At 72.5% G+C, this 21995-nt stretch carries 17 protein-coding genes; all 17 read left to right on the forward strand.

Annotated elements, in window-relative coordinates; genetic code table 11:
* Positions 1 to 5 precede the first annotated feature (5 nt).
* The 17 genes from folC to V1L54_RS01650 all read left to right on the forward strand — a co-directional run bounded on the left by folC (position 6) and on the right by V1L54_RS01650 (position 21992).
* Positions 6 to 1559, forward strand: a complete 1554-nt coding sequence (gene folC / locus V1L54_RS01570; protein WP_443076426.1) for a bifunctional tetrahydrofolate synthase/dihydrofolate synthase — start codon at positions 6 to 8, stop codon at positions 1557 to 1559.
* Positions 1560 to 1892 (forward strand): DUF4233 domain-containing protein, encoded by a 333-nt coding sequence (locus V1L54_RS01575; RefSeq protein ID WP_330115958.1) that lies wholly within the window; start codon positions 1560 to 1562, stop codon positions 1890 to 1892.
* Positions 1893 to 2000: 108 nt separating this feature from the next.
* Complete coding sequence (gene ndk / locus V1L54_RS01580; RefSeq protein ID WP_330115959.1) at positions 2001 to 2414, forward strand: nucleoside-diphosphate kinase; 414 nt, start codon at positions 2001 to 2003, stop codon at positions 2412 to 2414.
* A 284-nt stretch (positions 2415 to 2698) separates the two neighbouring features.
* Positions 2699 to 3718: a rod shape-determining protein gene (locus V1L54_RS01585; protein ID WP_330116126.1), complete on the forward strand. Its 1020-nt coding sequence runs from the start codon at positions 2699 to 2701 to the stop codon at positions 3716 to 3718.
* Between the two features lie 126 nt (positions 3719 to 3844).
* On the forward strand, positions 3845 to 4786 hold the full coding sequence (gene mreC / locus V1L54_RS01590) for a rod shape-determining protein MreC (protein WP_330115960.1): 942 nt from the start codon (positions 3845 to 3847) through the stop codon (positions 4784 to 4786).
* Positions 4787 to 4795: 9 nt separating this feature from the next.
* Complete coding sequence (mreD, locus tag V1L54_RS01595) at positions 4796 to 5512, forward strand: rod shape-determining protein MreD (RefSeq protein ID WP_330116127.1); 717 nt, start codon at positions 4796 to 4798, stop codon at positions 5510 to 5512.
* A gap of 61 nt (positions 5513 to 5573) precedes the next feature.
* Positions 5574 to 7688 (forward strand): penicillin-binding protein 2, encoded by a 2115-nt coding sequence (gene mrdA / locus V1L54_RS01600; protein WP_330115961.1) that lies wholly within the window; start codon positions 5574 to 5576, stop codon positions 7686 to 7688.
* 56 nt (positions 7689 to 7744) lie between these two features.
* On the forward strand, positions 7745 to 8878 hold the full coding sequence (rodA, locus tag V1L54_RS01605; protein WP_330116128.1) for a rod shape-determining protein RodA: 1134 nt from the start codon (positions 7745 to 7747) through the stop codon (positions 8876 to 8878).
* A 149-nt stretch (positions 8879 to 9027) separates the two neighbouring features.
* Positions 9028 to 10959, forward strand: a complete 1932-nt coding sequence (locus V1L54_RS01610; RefSeq protein WP_330115962.1) for a TIGR03960 family B12-binding radical SAM protein — start codon at positions 9028 to 9030, stop codon at positions 10957 to 10959.
* Positions 10960 to 11338: 379 nt separating this feature from the next.
* The gene (locus V1L54_RS01615) at positions 11339 to 11920 is read left to right on the forward strand and encodes a GNAT family N-acetyltransferase (RefSeq protein ID WP_330115963.1); all 582 of its coding nucleotides are present in this window, start codon (positions 11339 to 11341) and stop codon (positions 11918 to 11920) included.
* A 110-nt stretch (positions 11921 to 12030) separates the two neighbouring features.
* A complete protein-coding gene (locus V1L54_RS01620; protein ID WP_443076446.1) occupies positions 12031 to 12819 on the forward strand; it encodes a TIGR03936 family radical SAM-associated protein in 789 nt (262 codons plus the stop codon).
* 239 nt (positions 12820 to 13058) lie between these two features.
* On the forward strand, positions 13059 to 16709 hold the full coding sequence (locus tag V1L54_RS01625) for an Rne/Rng family ribonuclease (RefSeq protein ID WP_443076428.1): 3651 nt from the start codon (positions 13059 to 13061) through the stop codon (positions 16707 to 16709).
* A 270-nt stretch (positions 16710 to 16979) separates the two neighbouring features.
* Positions 16980 to 17303 carry a 50S ribosomal protein L21 gene (rplU, locus tag V1L54_RS01630; protein WP_100204864.1) on the forward strand — a complete coding sequence of 108 codons (324 nt, stop codon included), beginning with the start codon at positions 16980 to 16982 and terminating at the stop codon, positions 17301 to 17303.
* Positions 17304 to 17317: 14 nt separating this feature from the next.
* Positions 17318 to 17575: a 50S ribosomal protein L27 gene (gene rpmA, locus V1L54_RS01635; RefSeq protein ID WP_330115964.1), complete on the forward strand. Its 258-nt coding sequence runs from the start codon at positions 17318 to 17320 to the stop codon at positions 17573 to 17575.
* 202 nt (positions 17576 to 17777) lie between these two features.
* A complete protein-coding gene (obgE, locus tag V1L54_RS01640) occupies positions 17778 to 19217 on the forward strand; it encodes a GTPase ObgE (protein WP_330115965.1) in 1440 nt (479 codons plus the stop codon).
* A gap of 658 nt (positions 19218 to 19875) precedes the next feature.
* Complete coding sequence (locus tag V1L54_RS01645; protein ID WP_330115966.1) at positions 19876 to 20988, forward strand: DegT/DnrJ/EryC1/StrS family aminotransferase; 1113 nt, start codon at positions 19876 to 19878, stop codon at positions 20986 to 20988.
* Entirely contained in the window at positions 20988 to 21992 is a 1005-nt protein-coding gene (locus tag V1L54_RS01650) for a Gfo/Idh/MocA family protein (RefSeq protein WP_330115967.1), read from the forward strand. The genes V1L54_RS01645 and V1L54_RS01650 overlap by 1 nt, the downstream gene beginning before the upstream one ends.
* Positions 21993 to 21995: the final 3 nt, after the last annotated feature.

Genomic DNA, 21995 nt, shown 5'->3' on the forward strand with positions numbered 1-21995 from the left:
GAACGGTGAGCGAGCACCCCCCGCACGATCCCCACGGCGGCCCCGCCGATCCCGGTGACTCCGGAGACGGACCCGATCTCGTGGAGAGGTTCGACGAGATCATCGACGCCGAGACGGACCGTGACCCCGATCTCGCGGTGATCGAGGCGGGCAGCCGCACCCTGCGCACCCAGGCCGGGCCGTCCCCGGACGGCCTGCCGTCCCGGCCCAAGGACCCGGAGCTGGACCGGGCGCTGCGGGAGGTGGAGGACGAACTGCTGGGCCGCTGGCCGGAGACACGGCTGGAGCCGTCGCTGGAGCGGATCAGCGCCCTGATGGACCTCCTGGGCGAGCCGCAGCGCTCCTACCCGGCCATCCACATCACCGGCACCAACGGCAAGACCAGCACCGCCCGGATGATCGAGGCGCTGCTCGGCGCGTTCGACCTGCGCACCGGCCGCTACAGCAGCCCGCACGTGCAGGCCATGACCGAGCGGATCAGCCTGGACGGCGCGCCGATCAGCCCCGAGCGGTTCATCGAGACCTACCGGGACCTGGAGCCGTACGTCGGGATGGTGGACGCCGCGCAGGAGCACCGGCTGTCGTTCTTCGAGGTGCTCACCGGCATGGCGTACGCCGCCTTCGCCGACGCGCCCGTGGACGTGGCGATCGTCGAGGTCGGCATGGGCGGCAGCTGGGACGCCACCAACGTGATCGACGCGGGAGTCGCCGTCGTCACCCCGATCTCCCTGGACCACACCGACCGGCTGGGCGGCACACCCGCGGAGATCGCGCAGGAGAAGTCCGGCATCGTCAAGCGGGACGCCACCGTCGTCCTGGCCCAGCAGCCGGTGGACGCCGCCTCGGTCGTGCTGCGCCGGGCCGCGGAGCTGGACGCCACCGTCGCCCGCGAGGGCCTGGAGTTCGGGGTGCTCTCCCGCGAGGTCGCCGTCGGCGGGCAGCTGCTGACCCTGCGCGGGCTGGGCGGGGAGTACCCGGAGATCTTCCTGCCGCTGCACGGCGCGCACATGGCGCACAACGCCGCCGTGGCGCTGGCCGCCGTCGAGGCGTTCTTCGGCATCGGCGCGCAGCGGGTGCGCACCCTGGACGTCGAGGCCGTCCGTACCGCCTTCGCCTCCGTGACCTCGCCCGGACGGCTGGAAGTGGTGCGCCGCAGTCCGACGGTGGTGCTGGACGCCGCGCACAACCCGGCGGGCGCCCGTGCCGCGGCCGAGGCGGTCACCGAGGCCTTCGGCTTCAGCCGGCTGGTCGGGGTGGTCGCGCCCAGCGCGGGCAAGGACGTGCGGGGGCTGCTGGAGGCCTTCGAGCCGGTCTTCGCCGAGGTCGTGGTCACTCGCAACGCCACCGCCCGCGCGATGGACGTGGACGAGCTCGCCGCCCTGGCGGTGGAGGTCTTCGGGGAGGAGCGGGTGCAGGTCACCCCGCGGCTCGACGACGCCCTGGAGGAGGCCGTCACGCTGGCCGAGGAGGAGAGCGAGTACGCCGGCGCGGGCGTGCTGGTCACCGGCTCGGTCTTCACCGTCGGCGAGGCACGGCTGCTGCTCGGAAAGGACCGCTAGATGCGTACGCTCTGCGCCTCCACGCTGATCGGGGAGTTCTTCGTGATCGGCTTCGCCGCCCTGGTGGCGATGCGGCTGGGCGGGCTGCCCGCGTCGACGGTGTGGACGGTGGCCGGGGTGGCGATGGCGCTGTGCCTGGTGCTGTGCGGCATGATCACCCGGCCCGGCGGGGTCCAGCTCGGCTGGGCGCTGCAACTCGGCCTGATCGCCTCCGGTTTCGTCGTCCCGGCGATGTTCTTCCTCGGGGCCCTCTTCGCCGGCCTGTGGTGGGCGTCGGTCCACTTCGGCCGCAAGGTGGACGAGGCGAAGGCCCGCGCGGCGGCGGCCTCCTGAGCGGTGGTGCGGTACGGCCGGGTGCCGCCGGGGCGCGGCCGGCCTGCCTGTAGCCTCTGAGCACTTGTGAAACGCCGTTGTCCCGCCGCACTTCAAGGAGCCGCGACCATGAGCCAGCGCACCCTCGTCCTCCTCAAGCCCGACGCGGTCAGGCGCGGTCTGATCGGCGAGATCGTCGGCCGTGTCGAGCGCAAGGCCGACTGGACGATCAGCGCCCTGGAACTGCGCACCCTGGACCGCGGCACGCTGGAGCAGCACTACGCGGAGCACGTCGGCCGGCCGTTCTACGAGCCGCTGCTGGAGTTCATGACCTCCGGTCCCGCCGTGGTGATGGTGGTCGAGGGGGAACGGGTGATCGAGGGGGTGCGCGCCCTGGCGGGGCCGACCGACCCGATCGCCGCGCCGCCTGGCTCCATCCGGGGGGACTTCGGCACGATCGTGCGTGAGAACCTCATTCACGCGTCGGATTCGCAGGAGTCCGCCGAACGGGAGCTGAAGATTTTCTTCCCTTCGCTCTTCTGACGGCGTGTCATTCGCGCAAACCTCTTGACCTGGGGCGATCGATGGAATTCGATCGCCCCTACGTGAACTCGCCTCCACTCGGGGGAACGAATCACCCGGACGCGACGTCAGCACATAAGGGGATGACTCGCGTACCGCCGACAATGACCGAGGAGGAGCCCTCTGGTCCGCGCCGGTACGAGCGCGACTACGATGGAAACCTCTCCGGATCCCGCAGCGCACGCTGTCGTCCTCCCCTCACACGTTCCAGTTGGAAGGCCTGACGTATCCTCATGGCGAACAACATGTCGTTCATCGGCCGTGACATGGCTGTCGACCTCGGGACCGCCAACACGCTGGTGTACGTCAGGGGTCGCGGGATCGTCCTCAACGAGCCATCGGTCGTCGCCATCAACACCAACACCGGCGGAATCCTCGCGGTCGGCGCCGAGGCGAAGAAGATGATCGGCCGCACCCCGGGCAACATCGTGGCGGTCCGTCCCCTGAAGGACGGTGTCATCGCCGACTTCGAGATCACCGAGCGGATGCTCCGCTACTTCATCCTCAAAATCCACAAGCGGCGTTATCTCGCGCGCCCCCGGGTGGTCGTCTGCGTCCCCTCCGGTATCACGGGTGTCGAGCGCCGCGCGGTCATCGAGGCGTCCACCCAGGCCGGTGCCCGGCAGGTGCACATCATCGAGGAGCCGATGGCCGCCGCGATCGGCTCGGGGCTGCCGGTCCACGAGGCGACGGGCAACATGGTCGTCGACATCGGCGGCGGCACCACCGAGGTCGCGGTGATCTCGCTCGGCGGCATCGTCACGGCGCAGTCCATCCGCGTCGCGGGGGACGAGCTGGACAACGCGATCATCCAGTACGTCAAGAAGGAGTACAGCCTGCTGCTGGGCGAGCGCAGCGCCGAGAGCATCAAGCTCACGATCGGCTCGGCGTACGAGATGGAAGACGACGAGCACACCGAGATCCGCGGCCGCGACCTGGTCAGCGGGCTGCCGAAGACGGTGGTCATCTCCTCCGCCGAGGTCCGCAAGGCCATCGAGGAGCCGGTCAACGCCATCGTGGACGCGGTGAAGACCACCCTCGACAAGTGCCCGCCCGAGCTCTCCGGCGACATCATGGACCGCGGCATCGTCCTCACCGGCGGCGGTGCCCTGCTGCGCGGCCTCGACGAGCGGCTGCGCCGCGAGACGGGCATGCCCATCCACATCGCCGAGGACCCGCTGGACTCGGTGGCGCTGGGCTCCGGCAAGTGCGTCGAGGAGTTCGAGGCGCTCCAGCAGGTGCTCGACTCCCAGCCGCGCCGGTAACCGGCCCGGCCGCGCGGCCCGTACCGCGCGGCCGGACACCACGCGGTCCGGCGCCGGGGCCGGACGGGACCGAGAGGTCCGGCAAGTCCGACAAGTCCAACCAAGGGGAAGGCACGGCCGTCGCACGTGAGGGATACACGAGAGAGCCGGCTGCTGCTCGTCCTGCTGGTCGCCGTCGCGTTCGCGCTGATCACGGTGGACCTCCGCGGGGATGAGCGGTCGCCCCTCGACGGGGCGCGGCGGGTCACCGCGTCCGTCCTGGGGCCGGTGGAGAACACCGTCGCGGGCGCGGTCGACCCGGTCGGCAACGCCGTCGCGGCCGTCCGGGACTCCGGCGAGCGCCACGACCGGATCAGCGCGCTGGAGCGGGAGAACGCGGAGCTGCGGCAGCGGCTGGCCGCCTCCGGCCGCGACGACGACCGGGTCCGGCAGCTGGAGAAGCTCCTCAAGAGCGCGGGCGCCGGGCAGTACGGCGTCAAGGCGGCCCAGGTCATCGGGATCGGCGCCGCCCAGGGCTTCTCCTGGACCGTCACCGTCGACGTCGGGGAGCGGGACGGCATCGAGCGCGACATGACCGTCATCAACGGCGACGGGCTCGTCGGCCGGGTGACCACCGTCGGGCCGACCACCTCCACCGTGCTGCTCGCCAACGACCCCGACTTCACCGTCGGCACCCGGCTGGAGGGCACCGGCGAACTGGGCTTCGCCAACGGCCGCGGCGACAGCGCCCTGACCGTCCAGCTGCTCAACAGCAAGGCCGAGGTCGACAAGGGCGACCGCCTGGTCACCTTCGGCTCCAGCAACGACCGGCCGTTCGTCCCCGGCGTACCCGTCGGGGAGGTCATCCAGGTCGACCCGCACAGCGGCGGCCTCACCAGGACGGTACGGGTGCGGCCGTACGTCGGCTTCACCCGGCTCGACCTCGTCGGCGTCGTCGTCAAGGCGCCGCGCACCGACCCGCGCGACACGGTGCTCCCGCCGAAACCGGAGCGGTCCGGGAACGCCGAGAGGGCCGCGGCGTCCGGGGAGCCCGCCGAGAACGCCGACCCCAGCACCTCCAGGGACTGACCGATGCCGATGCACCTCAACCGGATCCTGCTGTCGACCGCGCTCGTCGTCACCGCCCTGGTCGTGCAGGTCAGCGTGCTGGCCCGGCTCCAGCTGCCCGGCGCCGTCCCCGATCTGCTGCTGCTGACCGTCCTCGCCCTGGCCCTGGTGTACGGCCACACCGCCGGCGCCCTGATCGGCTTCGGCGCCGGACTGCTGGCCGACCTCGCGCCGCCCGCCGACCACGCCGTGGGCCGCTACGCCCTGGTGCTGTGCGTCATCGGTTACGCCGCCGGGCTGACCAGACCGGAGACCGGCCGGCACCGCAGCGCCACCGCCCCGATGCTGGTCGTGGCGGGCGCCGCGCTCTCCTCCACCCTGCTGTACGCGGGCGTGGGCGCGCTCGTCGGGGACACCGCCGCCCGCCATGTGGGGCTGGGCGGGCTGCTGACCACGGCCACCGTCTACGACCTGCTGCTCGCCCCGTTCACCGTGCCGGTGATCATGGCACTGGCCCGCCGCGGCGAGCACGACCCGCTCGCCGAGGCGGCGGGCAGCGCGAGCGAGGGCGCGGGCGGACTCGGCGGGTACGGCGGGGCACTCGGCTCCGGCAGCCTCCTCGGCAGGGCCCGCGCCGGCCGGCTGGGCGGCCGGCGGCCCCGGACGGCCGGGGTCCGCCGCGGTGTCCCGCTGGTGCGCGCACAACGGAACAGGACGGAGCGGATCAAGGGGGTCAAGCGGCTGTGACACGGATCCCGGAGCGGAGCACGGCACCCGGACCGGCCAGGACCGCGGTGGAGGCGTACCGGTGAGCAACATCCCCGAGACCGGGCGCACCACCCGGGTCACCATCCGGCTGGTCGCCATCCAGATCCTGGTCTTCTCCCTGGTGCTCACCCTCGGCGGGCGGCTGTGGTACCTGCAGATCCGCAACGGCGAGGAGTACGCCGAGAAGGCCGCGGGCAACCACGTCCAGCAGGTCGTCCAGCCCGCCGTGCGCGGCGCCGTACTCGACGCCCGCGGTGTCCCGCTGGCCGACAACGAGACCCGGCTGGTGGTCTCCGCCAGCCGCACCGAGCTGATGAAGATGGACGACGGCGGCAAGGCGGTGCTCACCCGGCTCGCCGGCGTCCTGGGCATGACGTACCAGGAGGTGGCCCAGAAGATCCGGCTGTGCGACGCGAAGACGCCGCAGCCCTGCTGGAACGGCTCCCCGTACCAGCCGATCCCGGTCACCGACGAGGCCACCACCCAGCAGGCCCTCCAGATCCGCGAGCGCGCCGAGGACTTCCCCGGCATCACCGCCGAACCCACCGCGGTGCGCCGCTACCCGTCCCCGTACGGCGCCGGCACCTCGCAGGTCCTGGGCTATCTCTCGCCCGTCACCGACGAGGAGATCGAGCAGGCGCGGGACAGCGACTCGCCGCTGCTCAGCTTCGACCAGATCGGCCGCTCCGGGCTGGAGCGCCAGTACGACGCCGCGCTGCGCGGCGACGCCGGTGTGACGCGGTACCGGGTGGACAACCTCGGCCGGGTCATCGGGGAGGCCGACAGCGACGAGGCCGAGCCCGGCTCCTCCCTGGTCACCAGCATCGACGCCCGGGTCCAGGCCATCGCCGAGAAGGAACTGGCGGCGGCGATGAGGGAAGCCCGCAAGGTGTACGACGACAACACCGGCGAGAACTACAAGGCGGACTCGGGCGCGGTCGTGGTGATGGAGGCGAAGACCGGCCGGGTGGTGGCGATGGCCTCCCTGCCGGACTACGACCCCAACGCCTGGGTCGGCGGCATCTCCGCCAAGGACTACGCGAAGCTGACCGGCAAGAAGTCCAACTACCCGCTGCTCAACCGGGCCATCCAGGGGCAGGCGGCACCCGGCTCGATCTTCAAGGTGATCCCGACCGCCGCCGCCGTCAAGGCGGGCTACCCCTTCGACGGGCGCTACCGGTGCTCGTCCTCGTACAGCATCGGCGGCCAGGTCTTCAAGAACTTCGAGTCGCAGGACCACGGCATGATCGACCTCGGCCGGGCACTGGAGGTCTCCTGCGACACCGTCTACTACGCCCTCGCCCACCAGGAGTGGAAGAAGGACGGCGGCAACAAGCCCAAGAAGAACGCCAAGGACTGGTTCTACGAGATGGCCCACGAGTTCGGCCTCGGCGAGCACACCGGGATCGACCTGCCCAACGAGGTCACCGGCCGGGTGCCCGACCGGAAGTGGAAGCAGGAGTACTGGGAGGCCAACAAGGACTCCTGGTGCAAGTACGGCAAGAAGGGCGGCGACTACGTCGAGCAGATCGCCTACGAGAACTGCCTGGAGGGCAACAGGCTGCGCGCCGGTGACAGCGTCAACTACTCCATCGGCCAGGGCGACACCCTGGTGACGCCCATCCAGATGGCCGTCATCTACGCGGCCCTCAGCAACGGCGGCACCATGTACGAGCCCACCGTCGGCAAGGCGATCATCAGCCCGGACGGCAGGACCGTCGAGGAGATCACCCCGAAGAAGCGGGGCAGGCTGCCGATGGACCGCAAGACGCTCCGGCAGACCGACAAGGCCCTCGAGGGCGTCGCCACCCGCGGCACCGCCGCCTGGCGCTTCGCCGACGCCGGCTGGCCCCAGGACAAGATCCCCATGCACGCCAAGACCGGTACGGCCGAGGTCCACGGCAAGCAGACCACCTCGTGGTTCGCCACCTACACCGACGAGTACGCCATCGTCATGACCATCTCCCAGGGCGGCACCGGTTCCGGCGCCTCCGGCCCCGCCGTGCGCAACATCTACGACGCGCTGTACGGGGTGGACGACGAGGGGAAGATCCGCAAGGACCGGGCGCTGCTGCCGAAGCCGCAGAAGCAGCTCCCGAAGATCAACCCGGACGGCACGATCGAGGCCCAGCGCCAGAAGGGCTTCAAGCCGTGAGCACCCATTCCTACAGCGGGCGGCCCTGGCAGGAGCGGTCGGCCTGGAGCAGGCTCATGGCGCGCGACTCCGTCGTCCGCCGCCTGGACTGGACGCTCCTGCTGGCCTGTGTGGCGCTGTCCGTCCTCGGCTCGCTGCTGGTGTGGTCCGCCACCCGCAACCGCACCGAGATCAACGAGGGGGACCCGCAGCACTTCCTCTGGCGCCATCTGCTCAGCCTCGGCATCGGCGTGGCGCTCGCCGCGGCCACCGTCTGGCTCGGCCACCGCAGGCTGCGCGGCGCGGTCCCGGTGCTGTACGTGCTGTCGGTGCTGCTGACGTTGCTGGTGCTCACCCCGCTCGGCGCGACGATCAACGGCCAGCGCGCCTGGCTGGACCTGGGCGGCGGCCTCTCCCTCCAGCCCGCCGAGTTCGCCAAGATCACCATCATCCTGGGCATGGCGATGCTGCTGGCCGCCCGGGTGGACGCCGGCGACCGGGTCCATCCCGACCACCGCACGGTGATGCAGGCCCTCGCCCTGGCCGCCGTCCCGATCGGGATCGTCATGCTGATGCCCGACATGGGCTCGGTGATGGTGCTGGCCGTGATCGTGCTGGGCGCGCTGCTGGCCTCGGGCGCCTCCAACCGCTGGATCATCGGCCTGCTCGGCGCGGGCGGCGCCGGGGCGGTCCTGGTCTGGCAGCTCGGCGTCCTCGACGAGTACCAGATCAAGCGCTTCGCGGCCTTCGCCAACCCGGCCCTGGACCCGTCCGGCGCCGGCTACAACACCAACCAGGCCCGTATCGCCATCGGCTCGGGCGGCCTGTACGGCAAGGGCCTGTTCGAGGGCAGCCAGACCACCGGCCGGTTCGTCCCCGAGCAGCAGACCGACTTCGTCTTCACCGTCGCGGGCGAGGAGCTGGGCTTCCTCGGCGCGGGCCTGATCATCTTCCTGGTCGGCGTGGTGCTGTGGCGGGCCTGCCGCATCGCCCTGGAGACGACCGAGCTGTACGGCACCGTCGTCGCCGCCGGGATCATTGCCTGGTTCGCCTTCCAGTCCTTCGAGAACATCGGGATGACCATGGGCATCATGCCGGTGGCCGGCCTGCCGCTGCCCTTCGTCAGCTACGGCGGCACCTCGATGTTCGCGGTGTGGATCGCCATCGGGCTGCTCCAGTCGATCCGGGTGCAGCGCCCGGTCTCCGCCTGACCCGCGGCCCGCCCCGCGCACGGCCCGCCGGCGGAGATCGGCCGCCCGGCGGAACGGGTTACGCTGGATGGTCACTCCCGCCCGCCGGTGCGGCGGGCGGGGCCCGGCATCCGCACCAGCACCCATCCCAGCAGCCAAGGACACCACCCATGCCTGTCGAGTCGGTCTTCCCGCGCCTGGAGGCCCTCCTCCCGCACGTCCAGAAGCCGATCCAGTACGTCGGCGGTGAGCTGAACTCCACCGTCAAGGACTGGGACGCCTGCGATGTCCGCTGGGCACTGATGTACCCCGACGCCTACGAGGTCGGTCTGCCCAACCAGGGCGTCATGATCCTCTACGAGGTGCTCAACGAGCGCGAGGGCGTGCTCGCCGAGCGCACCTACAGCGTCTGGCCGGACCTGGAGAAGCTCATGCGCGAGCACCGGGTCCCGCAGTTCACCGTGGACGCCCACCGCCCGGTCGGCGCCTTCGACGTGTTCGGCGTCTCCTTCTCCACCGAACTGGGCTACACCAACCTGCTCACCGCCCTGGACCTGGCCGGCATCCCGCTCCGGGCCGAGGACCGCGACCTGGACCACCCGGTGGTCGTCGTCGGCGGCCACGCCGCCTTCAACCCCGAGCCGATCGCGGACTTCGTGGACTGCGCGGTCCTCGGCGACGGCGAGCAGGCCGTCCTGGAGATCACCGAGATCGTCCGGGCCTGGAAGGCCGAGGGCCGCCCGGACGGCCGCGACGGACTGCTGCTGCGGCTGGCGAAGACCGGCGGCGTGTACGTGCCGAGGTTCTACGACGTGGAGTACCTGGCGGACGGCCGGATCGCCCGGGTCGTGCCCAACCGCTCCGGCGTGCCGTGGCGGGTGACCAAGCACACCGTCATGGACCTCGACGAGTGGCCGTACCCCAAGCAGCCCCTGGTGCCGCTGGCCGAGACCGTCCACGAGCGGATGAGCGTGGAGATCTTCCGCGGCTGCACCCGCGGCTGCCGCTTCTGCCAGGCCGGGATGATCACCCGCCCGGTGCGGGAGCGCTCCATCACCGGCATCGGCGACATGGTCGACAAGGGACTGAAGAACACCGGCTTCGAGGAGGTCGGCCTGCTGTCGCTGTCCTCGGCCGACCACAGCGAGATCGGCGACATCGCCAAGGGCCTGGCGGACCGTTACGAGGACGACAAGATCGGCCTGTCGCTTCCCTCCACCCGGGTGGACGCCTTCAACATCGACCTGGCCAACGAGCTGACCCGCAACGGCCGCCGCTCCGGACTGACCTTCGCCCCCGAGGGCGGCAGCGAGCGCATCCGCAAGGTCATCAACAAGATGGTCTCCGAGGACGACCTGATCCGCACCGTCGCCACCGCCTACGGCAACGGCTGGCGGCAGGTGAAGCTGTACTTCATGTGCGGCCTGCCCACCGAGACCGACGACGACGTGCTGCAGATCGCCGACATGGCCGCCAAGGTCATCTCCAAGGGCCGCGAGGTCTCCGGCTCCAACGACATCCGCTGCACCGTCTCCATCGGCGGCTTCGTGCCCAAGCCGCACACCCCCTTCCAGTGGGCCCCGCAGCTCTCCGCCGAGGAGACCGACGCCCGGCTGGAGAAGCTGCGTGAGAGGATCCGCGCCGACAAGCGGTACGGCCGCTCCATCGGCTTCCGCTACCACGACGGCAAGCCCGGCATCGTCGAGGGCCTCCTCTCGCGCGGCGACCGCCGGATCGGCGACGTCATCCGGGCCGTCTACGAGGCGGGCGGCCGCTTCGACGGCTGGCGCGAGCACTTCTCCTACGACCTGTGGATGGAGTGCGCCGAGCGTGCCCTGGCCCCGTACGGCGTGGACGTCGACTGGTACACCACGCGGGAGCGCTCCTACGAGGAGGTCCTGCCCTGGGACCACCTCGACTCCGGTCTCGACAAGGACTGGCTGTGGGAGGACTGGCAGGACGCCCTCGACGAGACCGAGGTCGAGGACTGCCGCTGGACCCCCTGCTTCGACTGCGGTGTGTGCCCGGCGATGGACACCTCCATCCAGATCGGCCCGACGGGCAAGAAGCTGCTGCCGCTGACCGTCGTCAACAACGGCTGACGGCCGTCCCCGGCCCGGGCGGCCACCCCACGGCCGGAGCGCCGGTTCCCGGACGGGATCGTCCGGGAACCGGCGCTCCGGCGCGACAGCCCGCTCACCGCGGCCTGCGGTGCCGGCCGCGCCCGGGGGCCAGGGGGTTCGGGGCAGGTCCCGGCGTCTCCTCCTCGGACGCCTGCTCGGCGGGAGGCCGGACGATCCCTTCGACCTCCGCGGCACCGGACACCCGGCGCCGCCCGCCGGTGCCGGGCCGGAGACGTATCGGTGACCGGGGTCGCTCCCGCCGGCGCGGCGTGAGGCCGGGCCCCTCGGGGCCGGCGGGGCTGCCACGACCGGCGGGTCCCGTTGGCCCGGGGCGGAGACGCGCTGTCACACTGCGGTCATGCCGGAACTGATCGTTCCCACCGTCCGCGTCCACGCGTCCTTCGTGGCGGCCATAGGGGAGTTCGAGGCGGAGGGCCGCGGGGCCGCGGACGACAACTCGATGATGGGCCAGGACATCCGCCGGTACGGCGGCCGCTGGGAGGACCCGGAGGTCTTCGCCCGGTACGTCGCCGCCGTCCGGGCCGACGCCGAGGAGGACAGTCCGCGGCCGGCGGGCCACGTCCCGTGCACCACCCGGTGGTGGGCCGACGGCGACACCTACCTCGGCCGCATCGCCATCCGCCACCGGCTCACCACCTTCCTGCTGGACTACGGCGGGAACATCGGCTACGACGTGCGTCCCTCCGCCCGCCGCCGCGGCCACGCCACCGCCATGCTGCGCGCGGCGCTGCCGGTGGCCCGCGCCCTGGGCATCGAGGAGGCCCTCATCACCTGCGACGACACCAACGAGGCCTCCCGGCGGGTCATCGAGGCGTGCGGCGGTGTCTTCGAGGACCGGCGGGGAAGGAAACTGCGGTACTGGGTCGCCACGGGGCCGGTGAGGGACCGCCCGGGGGTGACCGGCGCCACCGGCGAGTAGGCTGGTGGGAGGTACGGGCCGCACCGGGCCCCGCACCGGTGGGGACGGCCCGGCCGCCAGTGTTCGACCGAGGGGCGCTCGGCGCGCCACCCCGCAGCAAGGAGAAGACTCTGGGCAAGCGACAGCCCGAAGGCCCGCCGCCCGCACCCGTGGCGCAGCGCATCCGCCTGCGCTACACCAAACGCGGCCGCCTCCGGTTCACCAGCCACCGCGACTTCCAGCGCGCCTTCGAGCGGGCACTGCGCCGGGCCGAGGTGCCCATGGCCTACTCCGCGGGCTTCACCCCGCACCCGAAGGTCTCGTACGCGAACGCGGCACCGACCGGTACGGGCAGTGAGGCCGAGTACCTGGAGATCGCCCTCACCGAGCGGCGCGACCCCGAGGCGCTGCGGAGGCAGCTCGACGACTCGCTGCCCGACGGGCTCGACGTCGTCGACGCGGTGGAGGCCCGGACCGGCGGTTTCGCCGACCGGCTCACGGCGTCCCGCTGGGAGCTGCGGCTGGACGGCGTGGAGCCGCAGGAGGCGGAGAAGGCCGTGGCGGTCTTCCTCGCCGCCGAGTCGGTCGAGGTCCGGCGGCAGACCAAGAAGGGCATCCGCACGTTCGACACACGTGCCGCGGTGGCCGCGCTGGAGGCCGTACCCGCCGGGTCCGATAGGACCGGGGAGGGTCCCTGTGCGATACTGCGGCTGGTGGTACGGCACCTGACACCCGCCGTACGACCCGACGACGTCCTGTCCGGCCTCCGAGCTACGGCCGACCTGGCGCCGCCGGTCCCCGCAGCGGTGACCAGGCTGGCGCAGGGGCCGCTCGATGAGGAGACCGGCACGGTGACCGATCCGTTCGCGCCCGACCGCGACGCAACCCTCGTCGCGACGGCGCCGGACGGCACCGCGTAAGGCCGACGCCGCCGCGCCGCCGATGTACGAGGTACCAGGGAGCCACCCGGGTCCGGCCATCAGGCAGGCGCACCGACCAGCAGACTTTCGCCGTGACCGAGCCGGAGGGCACGGAGACGGCGAGCGAGACAACAGCTCCTGTGCGGCGCCCGCGCCCCGGACAGCGGCCCGCGCACCTCATGCGCGGCCCGACCGGATCGAGGCACGGCGCCCGGGAGCGTGACGGGAGAACCGCCCGCATGCGCGAATCCACGGAAGCCGCGGAAACGACCGCGGAGAACACCGAGACGAACAACAGTCCGAACAACGACACGCCCAGTGACACCCTGCCGCCGCGCCGCCGTCGCCGGGCCGTGTCCCGCCCGGCCGGGCCGCCCGCGGTCAGCACCACCGAGCCGGAGGTCGTCACCCCGGCCGTCGCCCAGAGCGAGCAGGCCGGCGCATCCGACGCATCCGCCGCGACCGCCGGGAGCGAGCAGTCGGCCGAGGAGGTGAAGCCGGCCCGTACGCGGCGGCGTGCGACGCGTCGGGTGTCGGCTCCGGCGGGGGCGCCGGAGGGTGCCGCTGAGGCCGCCGCGGTGGTGTCGGCCGCGGAGCCGGTGGAGGTGTCGGCGGAGGCCGCCGGGAGCGAGCAGCCCGCCGAGGAGACGAAGCCGGCCCGTACGCGGCGCCGCAGCCGGAAGGCAGCCGAGGCCGCACCCGCTCCCGCTGCCGAGGCCGCCCCCGCCGAGGCCGCCGCCGAGACCGAGCAGCCGGCCGCCGAGTCCGGGAGCTCGCGCCGCCGGGCGAAGAAGCCGCCGGTGGCGGTCTTCCAGCCGCCCGTCTTCGCCGAGCCGGTCTTCCAGACCCCGGAGACGGCGGCCGCCGAGGCGGCCGCGTCCGGGGAGCCGGAAGAGGACGAGGACGAACTCGAGGCCGGGTACACCGGGGAGTCCGAGGAGGCCGGGACGGCGGAGGAGCCGGAGCGGGCCGAGTCCGCCCCGGCGCGCCGCCGTCGCCGTCGCCGCCGCGCCGGCGACACCACCGGGTACGAGGAGGGCGCCGAGGACACCGGGACCGCCCAGGACGCCGCCGACGCCGGTGAGGACGACGAGGAGACCGAAGGCCCGACCGGGGAGGCCGGAGAGGCCGAGGAGCGGCCCTCGCGCCGCCGCCGGCGCGGTGGCCGCCGTCGTCGCCGCGGCGGGGACGGCGAGAGCCCCGAGGAGTCCCGGGAGGACGGCGACACCGGAGAGGACGACGAGGAGGCCGACAGCGCCGCCGACACCGGCCGGGAGCAGGCCGGTGAGGAGAATGGCGCGGAGGAGTCCGGGTCCGCCTCCAGCAGCAGTTCGCGCCGTCGCCGCCGTCGTCGCCGCCGCGGCGGGGACACCGAGCCGGTGGCCGCGGAGGCCGCCCCCGACGACCCGGAACGCACGGTCGTCAAGGTCCGTGAGCCGCGGAAGCGGAGGGACGAGCCGTCCGAGAGCGCGGACGGTGTGCAGTCCATCAAGGGCTCCACCCGGCTGGAGGCCAAGAAGCAGCGCCGCCGCGAGGGCCGCGAGCAGGGCCGCCGCCGGGTCCCGATCATCACCGAGGCCGAGTTCCTCGCCCGCCGCGAGTCCGTCGAGCGGGTGATGGTCGTCCGCCAGAGCGGTGAGCGCACCCAGATCGGCGTGCTGGAGGACGACGTCCTCGTCGAGCACTTCGTCAACAAGGAGCAGGCCACCAGCTACGTCGGCAACGTCTACCTGGGCAAGGTCCAGAACGTGCTGCCGTCGATGGAGGCGGCCTTCGTCGACATCGGCAAGGGGCGCAACGCCGTCCTGTACGCCGGTGAGGTGAACTTCGAGGCCCTGGGCATGTCCGGCGGGCCGCGCCGGATCGAGAGCGCGCTCAAGTCCGGCCAGTCCGTCCTGGTCCAGGTGACCAAGGACCCGATCGGCCACAAGGGCGCCCGGCTGACCAGCCAGGTCTCCCTCCCCGGCCGCTACCTGGTCTATGTGCCCGAGGGCTCGATGACCGGCATCAGCCGCAAGCTCCCGGACACCGAGCGGGCCCGGCTGAAGCAGATCCTCAAGCGCATCGTCCCCGAGGACGCGGGCGTCATCGTCCGCACCGCCGCCGAGGGCGCCAGCGAGGACGAGCTGCGCCGCGACGTCGAGCGGCTCCAGGCGCAGTGGGAGGACATCCAGAAGAAGGCCCGCAAGGGCAACGCGCCGACGCTGCTCTACGGCGAGCCGGACATGACCGTCCGGGTCGTCCGCGACATCTTCAACGAGGACTTCTCCAAGGTCATCGTCAGCGGTGACCAGGCATGGGAGACGATCCACGGGTACGTCGCGCACGTCGCGCCCGACCTGGCCGGCCGGCTCCAGCGCTGGACCGGCGAGACCGACGTCTTCGCCACCTACCGGATCGACGAGCAGCTGATGAAGGCGCTGGACCGCAAGGTCTGGCTGCCGTCCGGCGGCTCGCTGGTGATCGACCGGACCGAGGCGATGGTCGTCATCGACGTCAACACCGGCAAGTTCACCGGGCAGGGCGGCAACCTGGAGGAGACGGTCACCAGGAACAACCTGGAGGCGGCCGAGGAGATCGTGCGCCAGTTGCGGCTGCGCGACCTCGGCGGCATCATCGTGATCGACTTCATCGACATGGTGCTGGAGTCCAACCGCGACCTGGTGATGCGGCGCCTGCTGGAGTGCCTGGGCCGGGACCGCACCAAGCACCAGGTGGCCGAGGTCACCTCGCTGGGGCTGGTCCAGATGACCCGCAAGCGGGTCGGCCAGGGGCTGCTGGAGTCCTTCTCCGAGACCTGTGTCCACTGCAACGGCCGCGGTGTCGTCGTCCACATGGACCAGGTGCAGGCGCAGGGCGGCGGTGGCGGAAAGCGACGGAAGAAGGGCAAGGGCGCACAGCAGTCCGAGCCCGAGCCCGAGCCCGTGACGTCCCCGGCCGCCGAGGAACCGGCCGCCGAGGCGCCCGCTGAGGTCACGGAGCCGGCGGAGACCGCGGAGACAGCCGAACCGGCGGAGACCACCGGGCCCGGGGCGCTGCCGGAGCCGGAGTTCGTCCCGGACGAGGAGCTGTACAGCAGCGTCGCCGAGGCCGAGGAGGCCGCCCGGCGCGGCCGCAGGCGCCGCCGCACGGCGCGGAAGGCGTCGGCTCCGGCGGGTCCGCCGAAGGCGGTCGCGGAGACGGAGGCCGCGGTGACGGTGGTCCCGGCCGCCGAGGAGGCCGCTCCCGAGCCCGTCACCGAGCCCGTTCCCGCGGTGGAGACGGAGGAGAGCGCGGAGGAGCCGCGGCCGCGCACCCGGCGGCGTGCGGTGCGGAAGGCGTCGGCTCCGGCGGGTCCGCCGAAGGCGGTCGCGGAGACGGAGGCCGCGGTGACGGTGGTCCCGGCCGCCGAGCAGGCATCCACGGACTCCGTGGACTCCGGAGACACTGCCGTCGCACCCGCCGCGGAAGCGGGGGGCGAGCCGGCCGGAGAGCCCGAGCCTCCGGCCCGTCCCCGCCGCCGGGTGGTACGCCGGGCGGCCGCTCCGGCGGGTTCCCCGGAGGAGGCGGAGATCGTCACCGAGTCGTCCGCCGCATCCCCGGAACCGGCCGCCGCCGAGCCGGAGACCACCGGCGTGCCGGAGACCGGCACCGAGGCGGAGGCGGAGGCGGAGCCCGTGAAGAAGACGGCCCGCAAGACGGCCAAGAAGGCCACCGCCAAGAAGTCGACGGCGCGGAAGACCGCCGCCAAGACCACCGCCAAGACCACCACGAAGAAGGCAGCCGCCAAGAAGACCACCACGAAGAAGGCGGCTGCCAAGAAGTCCACCGCCAAGAAGCCGGCGACGCGGAAGACCGCGGCGGCCGAGCAGCAGACCCCGCCGTCCGTCTCGGCTCCGGCCGAGGACTGACCGCGGGACCGGTACAGGGCCACTCCGGCCCCGGGCGCCGCACGGCGCCCGGGGCCCGGTTTGACCCCTCCGCACCGGGCCCCGTAACCTTGACTGTCGGCGTGTCGGTGGACACGCCGCGCTCCTGAGCAACTCCCTCCACGTGCTCCGCGAGGTGTCGCGGACGAGCGCGAGGAGAGGCCGCTCAGTCCCACCGGACCGGTACGGGCCCCAGGGCCCGGCGGGCGGCTGGCATCAGGGGTTCCATCCACGAGCGAGAGAGAGTTCCGCGTGTACGCGATCGTGCGCACCGGTGGCCGCCAGCAGAAGGTGTCCGTCGGAGACGTGATTGAGGTTGACCGTATCCCCACCAGCAAGGTCGGCGACAGCGTCGAGCTCTCGACCCTGCTCATCGTCGACGGTGACGCGGTCACCAGCGACCCGTGGGTCCTGGCCGGTGTGAAGGCCCACGCCGAGGTGGTGGACCACCACAAGGGTGCCAAGATCGACATCCTGAAGTACAAGAACAAGACCGGGTACCGCAAGCGGATCGGTCACCGTCAGCTGCACACCGCGCTGAAGATCACCGGCATCGACGCCCCGGCCAAGAAGTAAGGGACTGAGAAGACATGGCACACAAGAAGGGCGCATCGTCCACCCGGAACGGTCGCGACTCCAATGCCCAGCGGCTCGGCGTGAAGCGCTTCGGCGGCCAGGTCGTCAACGCGGGTGAGATCCTGGTCCGCCAGCGCGGCACCCACTTCCACCCGGGCACCGGCGTGGGCCGCGGCGGCGACGACACGCTGTTCGCGCTGGCCGCCGGCGCGGTGCAGTTCGGCACCGCCCGTGGCCGCAAGGTCGTGAACATCGTCCCGGTCGCCCAGTAACACCGACCCGGCACGTTCCGCACCACCTTCCGAGGGCGGACCGCCTTCCGCCGTACGCGCGCCGCGCGTACGGCGGGGAAGCGGTTCCGCCCTCGGCGCGTTGTACGAACACGGGGGTACGGGTGCGCGCGACGGGCCCGCGCCCGCCCCGCGATCCGCCACCGTCAGCACATCACCGCACACCAGCCTGGAGGCATTCGTCATGACCACCTTCGTGGACCGCGTCGAGCTCCACATCGCCGCGGGTAACGGAGGCCACGGCTGCGCCTCCGTGCACCGGGAGAAGTTCAAGCCGCTGGGCGGCCCGGACGGCGGCAACGGCGGCCGGGGCGGCGACGTGGTCCTCGTCGTCGACCAGTCCGTGACCACGCTGCTGGACTACCACCACACCCCGCACCGCCGGGCGGGCAACGGAAAGCCCGGCGAGGGCGGCAACCGGTCCGGCGCCGACGGCGGCGACCTGGTGCTGCCCGTCCCCGACGGCACCGTCGTCCTCGACAAGCGGGGCGAGGTGCTGGCCGACCTGGTCGGCCAGGGCACCACCTTCGTCGCCGGCCGCGGCGGCCGCGGCGGCCTGGGCAACGCGGCGCTGGCCTCGGCCCGCCGCAAGGCGCCGGGCTTCGCGCTGCTGGGCGAGCCGGGGGAGACCCGGGACATCGTCCTGGAGCTGAAGACGGTGGCGGACGTGGCGCTGGTCGGCTACCCCTCGGCGGGCAAGTCCTCCCTGATCTCCGTCCTCTCCGCGGCCAAGCCGAAGATCGCCGACTACCCCTTCACCACCCTGGTGCCCAACCTGGGCGTGGTGACGGCCGGGGAGACCGTCTACACCATCGCCGACGTCCCCGGTCTGATCCCCGGCGCCAGCCAGGGCAAGGGGCTGGGCCTGGAGTTCCTGCGCCATGTCGAGCGCTGCTCGGTGCTGGTGCACGTGCTGGACTGCGCGACGCTGGAGTCCGACCGCGACCCGGTCACCGACCTCGACGTCATCGAGGCCGAACTGGCGCAGTACGGCGGGCTGGACGACCGGCCGCGGATCGTGGTGCTCAACAAGGTGGACGTCCCCGACGGGCAGGACCTCGCCGACATCATCCGGCCCGATCTGGAGGCCCGCGGCCACCGGGTCTTCGAGGTCTCGGCGGTGAGCCGCAAGGGGCTGAGGGAACTGTCCTTCGCCCTGGCGGGGATCGTGGCGGAGGCGCGCGCCGCCCGGCCGCAGGAGGAGGCGACCCGCATCGTCATCCGCCCGAAGGCCGTGGACGACGCGGGTTTCACCGTCACGAAGGAGGCCGACGGCCTGTACCGGGTGCGCGGCGAGAAGCCGGAGCGCTGGGTCCGCCAGACCGACTTCAGCAACGACGAGGCCGTGGGCTACCTCGCCGACCGGCTCAACCGCCTCGGCGTCGAGGAGGAGCTGATGAAGGCGGGCGCCCGCGAGGGCGACGGGGTCGCCATCGGCTCCGAGGACGACGCGGTCGTCTTCGACTGGGAGCCCACGGTCATGGCCGGTGCGGAGATGCTCGGCCGCCGCGGCGAGGACCACCGCATGGACACCCTCCGGCCGGCCGCCCAGCGCCGCCGCGACCGCGAGGCGGAGCGCGACGAGGCGGCACAGGCGTACGAGGGCTTCGACCCCTTCTCCTGATCCTCCCGGCGCCCCGGCGCGTCCCGGGAAAGCCCTGGAAGAGGGCCGTTCCGGCCGGTGACGATTCCGATGCGGAACTGCAACAGGGGCTCCCGGGCCCGCCGGGCACCCCGGCCGCGGCCCACCGGGGCCGGCCCGGGACGCGCCGTGTTGTTACTGGTCAGGAACGCCCGGGGGAAGCACCGGTGGGAGCCGCCGGTATACGGTCGGCGGACTCGTCGCGGCGGGACACCGCAGCGGGGGCAGGCCCGGCCGGTACCTTCGGGCAGCAGGGCGGCCCGGGGCGTGTGGGCCACGCCGCAGGAAGCCGCCGGTAGCTCGGTTAATATGACCGCTCGTGGCCTCTTCCACCGAAGGAGGCCGCTGGGGCTGCGGTGAACGCCGAACGCTGCGACGACCCCCGCGACCGTGCCGTGCCCGCCAGGGCGGCAGCCGGTGCGGAGGTGGCCGAAGGGCGGCGCTCCCCGGACGGACAGTGAGACGGGCCCGTTCCACCTTCGGCACACTCCGTCCGCTCAGGCGGACACGGCAGGACTGCGCCCGAACGGTTAACGGACGGTTTCGGCATCCTGCCGGAGGGGTGAGCGGAACCGTACGGGACCGGTGCATCTTCGCCCTCTGCACGGAAAAAGTTCGGTGAAAGCGATGAGGAGGGGTCATGCCCGGCGCGAACGAGGAACCGATACCCGCGGCGCGGCCGATTATCGGCGAGGCGGAGATCGAGGCGGCTGTCCGGGTGCTGCGCAGCGGCCGGGTGGTTCAGGGACCGGAGGTCGCGGCGTTCGAGGAGGAGTTCTCGGAGCTGGTCGGCGGACGGCACTGCGTGGCGGTGAACTCCGGCACGTCCGCGCTCCACCTGGCGCTGCTGGCGCTGGGCATCGGCCCCGGGGACGAGGTCGTGGTGCCGTCGTTCTCCTTCGCGGCCACCGCCAACGCCGTACGCCTGGTCGGCGCCGAGCCGGTCTTCGCCGACATCGAGCCGGACAGCTTCTGCGTGGACCCGGCCGCGGTCGAGGCGGCGATCACCCCGCGCACCGCGGCGATCATGCCGGTGCACCTGTACGGCCACCCGGCCGCCATGGACCGGCTGGTCCCGCTCGCCGAGCGGCACGGCCTGGCGATCGTCGAGGACGCGGCCCAGGCACACGGCGCCGCGCTGCACGGGAAGCAGGTCGGCGCCTTCGGCGCCGCCGGCTGCTTCAGCTTCTACCCCACCAAGAACATGCACGCCCTGGAGGGCGGCATGGTCACCACCGGCGACGCGGAGCTGGCCCGCACCCTGCGGCTGCTGCGCAACCAGGGCATGGAGCAGCGGTACGCCAACGAGATCGTCGGCGCCAACATGCGGCTGACGGACGTCGCCGCCGCCATCGGCCGGGTGCAGCTCGAGCAGCTCCCCGAGTGGACCGAGCGGCGCCGCGCCAACGCCAAGTTCCTCGACGGCCGGATCACCGCCGCCGTCACCCCGCCGGTCGCCGACGGGGCGCGGCACGTCTACCACCAGTACACGGTGCGGATCACCGGGGACCGGGACGCGGCGCAGCAGGCGCTGACCGGGCGCGGCATCGGCAACGCCGTGTACTACCCGACGCCGATCCACCGGCTCAGGCCGTACTGGGAGCCGGACCAGGCCGCCGGACGCACCTGGGACCTGCCGCAGACCGAGAAGGCGGCGGCCGAGGCGCTGTCGCTGCCGGTGCACCCGTCCCTGTCGGAGGGCGACCTGGAGCGGATCGCCGCCGCGGTGAACGAACTGGGAGGACAGGCCTGATGGCCGACGGAAAGCTGCGCGCCGGCCTCATCGGCCTGGGCGTCATGGGACGCAACCACGCCCGGGTGCTGGCCGGACTGGACGGCGTGGACCTGGTCGGCGTCGTCGACCCGATGGGCGACCAGCACGGCGCCGCGCACGGCGCGCCGGTGCTGAGCACCGTCGAGGAACTGCTGGCCGCGGGCGTCGACTACGCCGTCGTCGCCTGCCCGACCGGCCTCCACGAGGAGGTCGGCCTCAAGCTCGCCGAGGCCGGGGTCTGCGCGCTGGTCGAGAAGCCGCTGGCGGACACCGTCGAGGGCGCCGAGCGGCTCGTCGAGGCCTTCGCCTCGCGCGGGCTGGTGGCCGGTGTCGGCCACATCGAGCGCTACAACCCGGCGCTGCAGAGCCTGCGCACCCGGCTGGAGGCCGGCGAGCTGGGCGAGGTCTTCCAGGTGGTGACCCGCCGTCAGGGCCCCTTCCCGCACCGCATAGCCGACGTGGGCGTGGTGAAGGACCTCGCGACCCACGACATCGACCTCACCAGCTGGGTCACCGGGCAGAGCTACGTCTCCGTGACGGCCCACACCGTCTCCCGCAGCGGCCGCCCGCACGAGGACATGGTCTCCGCGGTCGGCAAGCTGGCCGACGGCACCATGGTCAACCACCTGGTGAACTGGCTGAGCCCGTTCAAGGAGCGCACCACCGTCGTCACAGGCGACCGCGGCTGCTTCGTCGCCGACACCCTCACCGCCGACCTGACGTTCTACGCCAACGGCGCGCAGAACACCGAGTGGGAGGCGCTGCGGGCCTTCCGCGGCGTCGCCGAGGGCGACATGATCCGCTACGCCATCCCCAAGCGCGAGCCGCTGCTGGTGGAGCACGAGCGCTTCCGGGACGCGGTGGAGGGCAAGTCCTCCGACATCGTCACCCTCGCCCAGGGCCTGCGTACGGTTGAAGTGTCCGCGGCGGTACTGGAGTCCGCCGGACGCGGCGAGACCGTGACGTTCCCCAAGGAGAAATAAGTT

It is taken from the genome of Streptomyces rubellus (assembly GCF_036323805.1).
Taxonomy (GTDB): Bacteria; Actinomycetota; Actinomycetes; order Streptomycetales; family Streptomycetaceae; genus Streptomyces.

Excerpts from the sequence above, each read along its gene's own strand:
- V1L54_RS01575 (WP_330115958.1), top strand. The coding sequence starts at position 1,560 with ATGCGTACGCTCTGCGCCTCCACGCTGATCGGGGAGTTCTTCGTGATC.
- ndk (WP_330115959.1), top strand. The coding sequence starts at position 2,001 with ATGAGCCAGCGCACCCTCGTCCTCCTCAAGCCCGACGCGGTCAGGCGC.
- V1L54_RS01585 (WP_330116126.1), top strand. The coding sequence starts at position 2,699 with ATGTCGTTCATCGGCCGTGACATGGCTGTCGACCTCGGGACCGCCAAC.
- mreD (WP_330116127.1), top strand. The coding sequence starts at position 4,796 with ATGCACCTCAACCGGATCCTGCTGTCGACCGCGCTCGTCGTCACCGCC.
- rodA (WP_330116128.1), top strand. The coding sequence starts at position 7,745 with ATGGCGCGCGACTCCGTCGTCCGCCGCCTGGACTGGACGCTCCTGCTG.
- V1L54_RS01610 (WP_330115962.1), top strand. The coding sequence starts at position 9,028 with ATGCCTGTCGAGTCGGTCTTCCCGCGCCTGGAGGCCCTCCTCCCGCAC.
- V1L54_RS01615 (WP_330115963.1), top strand. The coding sequence starts at position 11,339 with ATGCCGGAACTGATCGTTCCCACCGTCCGCGTCCACGCGTCCTTCGTG.
- V1L54_RS01625 (WP_443076428.1), top strand. The coding sequence starts at position 13,059 with ATGCGCGAATCCACGGAAGCCGCGGAAACGACCGCGGAGAACACCGAG.
- rpmA (WP_330115964.1), top strand. The coding sequence starts at position 17,318 with ATGGCACACAAGAAGGGCGCATCGTCCACCCGGAACGGTCGCGACTCC.
- obgE (WP_330115965.1), top strand. The coding sequence starts at position 17,778 with ATGACCACCTTCGTGGACCGCGTCGAGCTCCACATCGCCGCGGGTAAC.
- V1L54_RS01645 (WP_330115966.1), top strand. The coding sequence starts at position 19,876 with ATGCCCGGCGCGAACGAGGAACCGATACCCGCGGCGCGGCCGATTATC.
- V1L54_RS01650 (WP_330115967.1), top strand. The coding sequence starts at position 20,988 with ATGGCCGACGGAAAGCTGCGCGCCGGCCTCATCGGCCTGGGCGTCATG.